Source organism: Stenotrophomonas sp. STEN038 (genome assembly GCF_056759895.1).
On record NZ_JBRRDW010000115.1, the window covers coordinates 1 to 2008 of the forward strand.

The following is a 2008-nucleotide window of genomic DNA, read 5'->3' on the forward strand; positions in this document are numbered from 1 at the left end:
TTCGGCAGATCAATGGCCGGCGTGACCACCGGCGTCTTCTTCTTGCGTGGCATACATGCTCCTTGGCAGCATCATGGTATGCCTCTCACACAAAATTTCTGACACCCTCGAATCATGCGTCATTCCTAAAGCAGTCCGGTCCCTCTGCGCGCTATCTTCCAGCGGGCGAACCCGGGACTCACCGGGACTGCTCGCTGTCTGCGCACTACCATTGATCCTACCTCCACGAACGACACAAGCTCGGAGGTGATCAGCAACGTGTCGCACATTGAAGTGGAGACTACCCTCAATGAAACGACCGTCTCCCCAGTCGTGCCTAACACTTCACACATCTCACGCTTTGAACGACCTAGGTTCCTGATCCTCTTGTTGGCGTAGTTGATCCCGCCATCTGCGTTTTTCGACTGCGCGGATATTCGGTTCCACTTCGAGCATGGCCAGATACTGGATTAGAAGTAGCAACTCATCGTCCGATAGATCACCGGTGAACTCTTTAATCAGAACCAAATTACCGTAGTTCCGAGCGTACTTGCTGGCCGTGTCATCGATTCCAATGATTTGCTCCAGCTTGAATCCATGCTTCTTCAGCTTCGCGAGCCGCTTCTGGGTTGAGTAGCCACCTTCTTCCCAATCCCTTACCAAGCTACACCTACCGGACGACCAAACGAACTCCACGGGGCGGCTCGACATCAGTTGTGCAACCAGTGGCTCGGCGTAGAGTCGCCCAGATGATGTCCAGACACCGACCCTGAACCTTGAGAAGGCGAAGTCCAAAAAAGCGTCGAGGTGGGGGCGTTTGTAGACGTGATACCCAACAACGCTCAGGTCAGCAGGACGATCCAAGGGGCGCTCAGTCGAGTAGACGAGCGTTTCATCAATATCAAGTACCAGTAGCTTCCTATCTTTGAGTGCCATGAGCGTTCTTATCGATTCTGATGTAGGTGTTTGGCAGTGATCTGATCTCGTTCCGCAGGGTAAGTGGGCATGAGCACCTTGGGGGGAGCTGTCCTTCGCGTTGCGAGTCGACTGGATGACCGAGAACAATTTGAGGCTAAACCTCAATGATCAAGCTCGGGTCGAAATCCGGATTCTCCGGCCTAAAGCCTTCTTCCTCTTGTCGCACTGGATAGCCTCGGGGATTGCAGACAACCCTTCCGCTTCCTATCCGGTGATCGGCAGAGTCATGAACATGTCCGTGGGTCCAGAGGTCTGCTTGCGTCACCAGGGATTCCAAGCTCGAAGCGAACGCTGCTGACAGAAGGTCCCCGCTCAATAGATTTGGGATCGATTAAGCGGATGGGGCCATGTGCGAGATGACCACCGTCTTGCCGGCAAACGGCTCAGCTAGCCGCTCGCCCAGCCTGTTGCGATCCTGGTGATGGAAGCACTGGGTGTATAGGGGGCGAAGCCGCCGGAAGCCATCTGCTTCAATTCGGTTGCGACGATAGTCATTGAGCTCCGCCGCAGCACTATAGAGGATCGTCTGGTATTGCTCGTCCCTGAGCAGCCTGAAATCAGTCCATAGCATCTCACCCAGAAATCGAACATCTTCAAGAATGACTTGGGCCCGATTGAGGTAGTGCATCTTCCTCGCTGCCGCACAGGCGGTAGTGATCTTTCTTTGCACGCTGTCCAGGCAGCTCCCGTAGCCCTCATGATTGCCACTGACATGCATGATGGGGACGTCAGGAAACGTCTGGTCGGCCCATGCCACCGCACGATCACCCTCATCGATATCGCCAGACAGGATCACGACGTCTGGCCGAGGCAGTTCCATGACGGGGGCGTGTTGCGTGGCAAGGCTTTGCCCGCTTCTATGCCGCATCTCGCGATGAAGGTCTGACAGGACAAGAAGGCGCACGGCCTGATTCCCTTTGAATGATCTGGAAATATTGGGGTTGGAGTTCCCAGGATTTCCTAGACAGAGCTAGCCTCTGTTGGGGGTAGCATTGGGAGACAGTCATGTCTGCAGGCAAGATCACCAGCAAGACCCGGCAAGCCTACAAAT

Annotated in this window: 2 protein-coding genes; both read right to left on the reverse strand. The window is 54.8% G+C overall.

Annotated features, from left to right (window positions below; genetic code table 11):
• Positions 1 to 333: 333 nt before the first annotated feature.
• Positions 334 to 915 carry an NIF family HAD-type phosphatase gene (locus tag ACVOLS_RS21510; protein WP_481547314.1) on the reverse strand — a complete coding sequence of 194 codons (582 nt, stop codon included), beginning with the start codon at positions 913 to 915 and terminating at the stop codon, positions 334 to 336.
• 373 nt (positions 916 to 1288) lie between these two features.
• Positions 1289 to 1861, reverse strand: coding sequence for a metallophosphoesterase (locus ACVOLS_RS21515; protein WP_481547315.1), 573 nt, complete (start codon positions 1859 to 1861; stop codon positions 1289 to 1291).
• Between the last annotated feature and the right edge of the window lie 147 nt (positions 1862 to 2008).

Bases quoted from the DNA above. Each gene is read 5' to 3' on its own strand.
- ACVOLS_RS21510 (WP_481547314.1), bottom strand. From the start codon at position 915: ATGGCACTCAAAGATAGGAAGCTACTGGTACTTGATATTGATGAAACG.